Origin of the sequence: Bacillus cereus group sp. BceL291 (assembly GCF_051776705.1) — a bacterium.
Classification (GTDB): Bacteria; Bacillota; Bacilli; order Bacillales; family Bacillaceae_G; genus Bacillus_A; species Bacillus_A cereus.
In genome coordinates this window covers 75523-82628 of the sequence record NZ_JBPWAP010000023.1, presented here as the reverse complement: position 1 = coordinate 82628, position 7106 = coordinate 75523, and the positions used below count along the sequence as shown (strand labels likewise).

Here is a 7106-nt window from a genome sequence, read left to right as displayed (position 1 = left end):
TCTTGAATCGAAAGATTCATAAAAAACGTCATCCTTTCTAGTTAGCTTTTTAGAAAGAATAACGTTTTTTTACACTTGGGGGTAGTCTAGATTCTTAAGTTGATGGGCATGTGGAGTTACCCCAAATATAACAGTGACTTTGTTTAAAGAAGTGTTTTCCCATTTATGCTTTGTATAAGGTGGGATTTTAACACTATCACCTGTATTGAGAAGTAAAACCTCATCATTTAGATATAGTTTTACTTGTCCCTCCATAATAAATGCTATTTCTTCCCCTTTATGTGCCACAGGCTCCATAGATGAAGCAGTTTCAGGGAACAGATTCATTAAAGCCAATTCTAGTGCTCCATCTAAATTAGGAGATAATAACTCATATGAAACATTGCCGCTTTCAGGAAAAGTTATTTTTTTCCTTTGGTTAGCTCTTACAACTAATTCTTCTGTATTGGTATCCTCTAAGAAAAAGTTAAACAATGGAATATTTAGTGCTACAGAAATTAATTTTAGTGTTTGTAATGAAGGATTTGTGATTCCTTTTTCAATCTGACTTAACATGGAAGGTGTTATATCAGCTAACTCTGCTAAACGTTTACTGGTTAATCCGGCCCCTTTTCTAAATGCCCTAATTTTGTGACCAACATTAATATCGTTCATATATGTAATCCCCTTTAAATAAGCAAATAAAATTAAATTATTATTAATTTTATTTACTTATACTTAATATATTGTTAATATATACTTAATTATAATAAATTATTATTAATTTTAAAACATCATATGTACATATGGCAGTAGCTGCGAAAAAATGGGAAAAAGATTTAATTAGAAACAAAGGGGTTACTATTTTTAAATATACAGCGGGCTATAATAAAGCAGTAGAAGAAGGAAGAATACAAGTTAATAAGAATCAAATGTGCTATTTGATTGACGATGAAAAATCAAAGCATTTATTTTAAGGTTATGCAGTAGCTGATACTCGTCTGAATAATTGATATACAAATAAAAGTTGGTGAATGGCATCCTCTATTTGTATATCTACCATGTGGAATAGGATTTGGTGGAGTTTCATTCAGTTTAAAAATTATGGTATGTGATCATGTACATGTAATTTTTGCTGGGCCTACCCATTCTCCGTATATGCTATTAGGTATGATGACCGGATTATATGATGGGATTTCCATAAAAGATTTTTAATGAAAAGGAATCTAATAAGTAAAGGACAACTTAAGAGTAGACTTCAATGCTGTATTGTAAAATTTTTAAGGAAGTGAAAATAGTATGAAATCAGCTTTAAATAGTATTATGATCTCTTCGATTCTTGCAGTAGGAGGGATCATTGCGCTTTTGTTTAATTTAATGGGGGATCAAGATTGGATCTGGAATTGGGTAGGGCTATTACTGGCATATCTATCTTTGGGCATTTTAATCGGTTTATATAATAAAACTGTGGATCACAAAACATTTCCTAAAATACTAAAAAGAACTTTGTTTATTTCCTTTAATGCTACTATATTAGGGATAATAATAGGGGTAACATACCAACTATTAGGAAAGTGGAATCTTACTATAATGATGTATTATTGGTTGATAATTTTATTACTACATTTAATTACTATAATAACATTAGTCATCCTAGTATTTGAAAACCATAATAGTAAAAATTATAGCTTACTATATAGTTTTATTATAATTTTAAACATTGTCCTTACCTTAGGACCAGTATTATTTCCAGTAGTTCTGACTATTATAGGAAATGCCATGAACGCTAGTGCAGGGCACTAATTTTCACCTATACAGATTATTATTAAGATAGAAAGAAGATTATAATATGAAAATTAAGCTTAAGAAAAAGAGAATTATAAGTGTATTGTTGGCTATTACTTTAGTAGCAATAGGGTATTACGTGTTTCAATCTATTACGAATCCTAAGCTGGTAAATGCGGAAGAGGCAAATAGTGTTCAGCAAGTGAGCAGTCTACCTAAAAATGAATTAAAAAAATTGATACCTAATCGTTTTGATGGTAAAGAAAGAAAAGTTGCATATTTAACTTTTGATGATGGACCTGGAAAATATACAGCTAATCTATTAGATGTACTAAAGAAAAATGATGTGAAAGCAACATTCTTTTTAATTGGCGATAATGTGAAAAGGTTCCCAGATTTAGTGAAACGAGAGCATGTAGAAAACAATTATGTGGGCATGCATAGTATGACACATGTTTTTAAAAAGCTATACACCAATCAGGAATATGTGAAGGAAATGAAAGAAGATCAATCTTTAATTAGAAACGTTATTGGATACACACCGAAATTAACACGTCCACCATATGGATCAATGCCTGGCTTAAATGAATCACTTCGAAATGAAGTGGTAGGAAATAATTTGAAAGTATGGGATTGGACAATTGATTCTTTAGATTGGAAATACAATAAATTACCCGTTGATGTAGCAGCTGCAAAGATTGTTCAAAATGTCTTAGCAGGTGCGACGTCTTCAAAGGAAATTGTTTTAATGCACGATATTCATCCACAATCTGTCGCGGCAGTTCCAGCAATTATAAAAGGGTTAAAAGAAAAAGGGTACGAATTTGAAGCTTATGATGAGAACAATCATTTTCCAATAAACTTTTGGCATGATAATCGTATATAAAGAGATATATTAGTTAAAAGAAAATCAGAATGGAATAAGCAATTCATATAGGGTTTAAATATTTGTAAGAGCGTGTTTAGATAGATGAAAACACGCTCTTTTTACTGAACTATTTTATTGTAGATTTAAGTATAGGCTTTCTAATTTTAGAAAAATTTATATGATTTTTTCATTCATTTCTACATAAGCGTTGGATATTTCGTATGTTTGGCCAGAATGAAAAGAGTTTATTAAACCATTCATTATTCACGTTCTTCTTCATATATTTGTACCACAATTATTTTTTTGTTGTTAAAACTAGTTTTTAAGAAGCATATGTTTTAGCAACTGCAGAAATTCTGTATCACTTTTATCATTTTTTATATAATCCTGTTCGTAGTTAAAAATCATTCGTACTAACATAAAAGCTGTAAGCGGTAATGGTACCTTATGCAAAGCTCCTTGCTGATAACCTTTTTCGAGCAAATTACTTATCATGTTAATTGCTTCTTCTTCAGATTGTTTAAAACAAGTTGTAATTTCAGGTGAATGGTACTCTTTATATTCTTGAAAGAGTGTAGAAACAAACGGATCTTGATGATATTCTAGGCTGATATAATGAAGAATTTTTTGTATTCTAAGTAAAACATCTTTTTCTTCTTTATATAAATTAAATAATTGTGAGCGTTTGAGCTGAATATGACGCATATAGCAGTCACATAATATTTCAGTTTTATCTGTATAGTAATAATAAATAGTACCTTTACCAACTTTAGCTGTCTTTGCAATTTCATCAACCGTTGTGTTACGGACACCACGCGTAGAGAACAGTATTGTGGCAGATTGAATGATTTTCATTTTTTTATTTTCTTTTTCTAATTTGATCATTGTCTACACCCTATCCTTGAAATATTTAGCGAAGTTTTCTATCTTTACATTCTGTATTAGTTCATTTGTAATTTTGTAACTCCTAATAGAAAGTCCTCTATTTGCTTCTTATAGAATAACATACACCATTCTTATTTCTAGTATATAACTATAATAGAATGCAACTGTATCACTTAAGATAAAAATGAAAGTTTAAGGTAATAATTTTTTAATCGGACGATGATTTCTTTCTTGATTGAATTATTTGATTTTTTATTCAATTCATTTTATTATATAAACATGACTAAAAGATGTTTTTAGTCGGATTTTTTTACGGAAAACCGACTGATATTCGATTTTAGTCGGTTTCTATACTATTTGAGAGAAGGTAGACACTATGTGTGGAATTGTAGGGTGGATAGACTGGTCTAAAGACCTGTCTAATGAACAAGAAACGTTAAAAAAAATGACAGATGCTATCATTCACCGAGGACCTGACGCAGAGGGGCATTGGTTTTCAAAACGAGCGGCATTAGGTCATCGACGTCTCATCGTCATTGATCCTGAAGGTGGCCTTCAACCTATGCTCTATAAAGATGGAAATGATATGATTGGCCTTACGTTCAATGGAGAAATTTATAACTATCAAGAATTACGTAAAGAACTTGAGGAGAAAGGTCATAAATTTCAGACCAAGTCGGATACAGAGGTATTACTACATGCTTACTTAGAATGGCAAGAAGATTGTGTTCAACATCTAAATGGGATTTTTGCTTTTGGTATTTGGGATGAAAGATTTGGGAAATTGATGCTTGGTCGTGATCATCTAGGTGTGAAGCCTTTATTTTTTGCTCAAAGGGGAAGCGCAATTCTCTTTGGTTCAGAGTTAAAAGTTTTACTTTCGCATCCATTTGTAGATGCAGAGGTAGATAAAGAAGGACTTTCTGAAATATTTTGTCTTGGGCCAACACGTACTCCTGGTCATGCTATTTTCAAGGATATACATGAAGTGCGTGCTGGGCATTACATGACGTTTACCTCTAATGGCTCGACTACGACACAGTATTGGAAACTTGAAAGTAAAGAACATGTAGATGATATTGATACAACAGTTGAGACAATCCGTTCCATTTTACAAGATACGGTAAAACGTCAGTTAATTGCTGATAAACCAGTGGTATCTATGCTTTCTGGAGGTTTAGATTCCAGTGGTTTAACAGGTTTAGCAGGAAACGAATTTGGGAATAAGGGGGAACGTCTTCATACATATTCCCTGAATTTCATCAATGATGAAAAAGATTTTGAGCAAGACTTCCTTCGTTTTGATCGTGATGAACCTTGGGTGAAACGTGTGGCTGAATATGTAGGAACAAAGCATCATTCTATAGAGTTAGGATCAGATAGTTTAATAGAGCATTTATTAACTCCAATGCGAGCGCGTGATCTACCTGGAGTTGGAGAATTAGAAACGTCTCTTTATTTGTTATTTAAGGAAATGAAAAAAGATGCAACAGTTGCACTTTCAGGCGAATCCGCAGATGAAGTATTCTCAGGATATCCATGGTTCCATCAAGAGAAGTTTCTAGATGCAGAGATATTCCCTTGGAGTGTTAATTTATGGTATAGTACAGAAATTTTATCAGAGGATTTTAAAGCGAAGATTAGCCCTGAAAAATATCAAAAACAAAAATTTGAAGATGCAGTTGCTGAGGTTCCCTTTTTAGAAGGTGAAAGTGATCTGCAAATGAAGCAACGTCAAATGTCTTACATGTTTATTACACGTTTCTTGCCATTTATGCTAGAACGAAAAGATCGCACAAGTATGATGAATGGCTTTGAAGTACGAGTTCCATTTTGCGATTACCGGCTTGTAGAATACCTATGGAATGTCCCATTCGAAATGAAAAGCATAGACAATATTGAAAAAGGTATTTTACGTAGAGCTTTTGAAAATGTACTTCCAGAGGATGTACGTTATCGCAAAAAAAGTGCATATCCAAGCACTAAGGATGCCTCTTATCTACAAGGTATTAGTGATTGGATGCTACATGTGTTGAACAATCCTGAATCACCTATTTTGCCATTAATTAATGTAGAAAGAGTTCGTGCTATTGCAGAAGGAAAAGACGAAGTAATTTCAGGTAATGATGCACGAGGTATAATAGATTATTTACTTCAAGTTAATAGTTGGCTTGAGGAATATAATATTAAATTAATATGGTAGATGTAATTTTCAAATAAAGAGAATAGCTGAAACATCAATGACCTAAGTGAACCGCACCTCCAATGTATTAGATAGTTATCTAATAATTGGAGATGTGGTTTTATTATTTTGATTTGCAATAACCCTAATCAGTTAGTTAATTAGAATCAAATAAGAAACATAGAAATAGGGGGAATAATATGAATTGGAGGTTCCTTCCTGAGAGTAGGGAGTCTCTTTAATCTCGCTACCGATAATTAAATAATATGTTAATTAGATTTGATTATTGTATGCATCACCTTTTCTTCAATAAATATTAAGCATGCTAAGGAAGCAGGCGCAAAGGCAGTAATCGTATATAACAATGTAGATGGTGAAATTACAAGTTATCTTGGGGAAAGTACTGCATCTATTCCATCGTTCCGCTTAACAAAAGTAGATGGTGAGAAATTACAAGCAAAAGCTGTACAAGGAGATGCGTTGAAATTAAATTGGACTTTTAATTCCATGCAAGCAAGCGGTGAAGAAAAGTAAGTGTAATAATTTGTATACTATATGTGTGAGACATATCGTATACAAATGAAAAGAACTGTTTTGAAATGAAGGCGTTTATCCTCAATGGTAAAACTCCTTATAAAAATATGGGTGAAAAACTTGATGATGATTTCCCTTTTAAAACACATCGTAAAAATATTTTGCGATGTGTTTTGTTATAAGTTGGAGAGTATAGAAATATTAAATGATTATCCAAATTTTGAGATACTTTGAGGGAATTTAGCACCTTACGCTAGCTTAGCAACTTTCCTGTCCCCTTTATCCCCAAGAAGACGTAATCCAGTTATGATGAGCGTACATCCTCATACGCGAAATTGAAAGTAACAACTAGTGCATGCTCACAAAACTTTTCATCCTATGGCAGAGAAGTTCCAGAAAATCAAGAACACCCTTCAGAGAATAAGCTGAGGGACTTATTGGCTCATGTAAAAGAGAAGTATATGAAAGTGAAGGGCTAAATTTTAAAATTCTAAAAAGGGTGAATGGATGATGTTAGGGATAGGGTTGATTGTATTAAGTATTTTACTTGTCAGCATTGTATTTTTACCATGATGCTTTATTCCAAGTGAGACAGAAAACATGTAGTATTTTTATTCGTAATCATCCAAAAAAGAAAGAGGGATATTTGTTACAATCACGGCATTGTAGAAGAAATAGAATAAAAGAGGAAAATATATACTGTTACAAATTAATATTCCATGTGTTTTTTGAACATACATTACTTATCTTTAATGTATATATTGAATATATAAATATATTGTGTTATGATGTGAATTAGAAACTCGCGTGTTTCAAATACAACATTTTTATCTTTTTGATGACCTCTTATCTTTCCGTAAGAGGTCCTTTTTT

Annotated in this window: 6 protein-coding genes and 1 pseudogene; 5 read left to right on the top strand and 2 right to left on the bottom strand. The window is 32.2% G+C overall.

Annotation, left to right across the window (positions count from 1 at the left end; translation table 11 throughout):
- Positions 1-69: 69 nt before the first annotated feature.
- On the bottom strand, positions 70-654 hold the full coding sequence (locus ACS2CR_RS16415) for a helix-turn-helix domain-containing protein (protein ID WP_106001087.1): 585 nt from the start codon (positions 652-654) through the stop codon (positions 70-72).
- Between the two features lie 131 nt (positions 655-785).
- On the opposite strand from ACS2CR_RS16415, the gene ACS2CR_RS16410 reads away from it, so the two are divergent.
- From ACS2CR_RS16410 to ACS2CR_RS16400, 3 genes are all read left to right on the top strand, one after another.
- Positions 786-956, top strand: coding sequence for a serine dehydratase (locus ACS2CR_RS16410; RefSeq protein ID WP_053513239.1), 171 nt, complete (start codon positions 786-788; stop codon positions 954-956).
- Positions 957-1278: 322 nt separating this feature from the next.
- Complete coding sequence (locus tag ACS2CR_RS16405) at positions 1279-1782, top strand: DUF3902 family protein (protein ID WP_000833544.1); 504 nt, start codon at positions 1279-1281, stop codon at positions 1780-1782.
- A gap of 46 nt (positions 1783-1828) precedes the next feature.
- A complete protein-coding gene (locus tag ACS2CR_RS16400) occupies positions 1829-2650 on the top strand; it encodes a peptidoglycan-N-acetylglucosamine deacetylase (protein WP_053513240.1) in 822 nt (273 codons plus the stop codon).
- Between the two features lie 297 nt (positions 2651-2947).
- Here ACS2CR_RS16400 and ACS2CR_RS16395 read toward each other — a convergent pair whose 3' ends face one another.
- Complete coding sequence (locus ACS2CR_RS16395) at positions 2948-3517, bottom strand: TetR/AcrR family transcriptional regulator (protein ID WP_000593070.1); 570 nt, start codon at positions 3515-3517, stop codon at positions 2948-2950.
- Positions 3518-3893: 376 nt separating this feature from the next.
- Between ACS2CR_RS16395 and asnB the strand changes: the two genes are divergently transcribed.
- Positions 3894-5720, top strand: a complete 1827-nt coding sequence (gene asnB / locus ACS2CR_RS16390) for an asparagine synthase (glutamine-hydrolyzing) (RefSeq protein ID WP_000334322.1) — start codon at positions 3894-3896, stop codon at positions 5718-5720.
- A 273-nt stretch (positions 5721-5993) separates the two neighbouring features.
- Positions 5994-6176 (top strand): annotated as a pseudogene (locus ACS2CR_RS16385) (PA domain-containing protein); the annotation flags it as partial.
- Positions 6177-7106 lie beyond the last annotated feature (930 nt).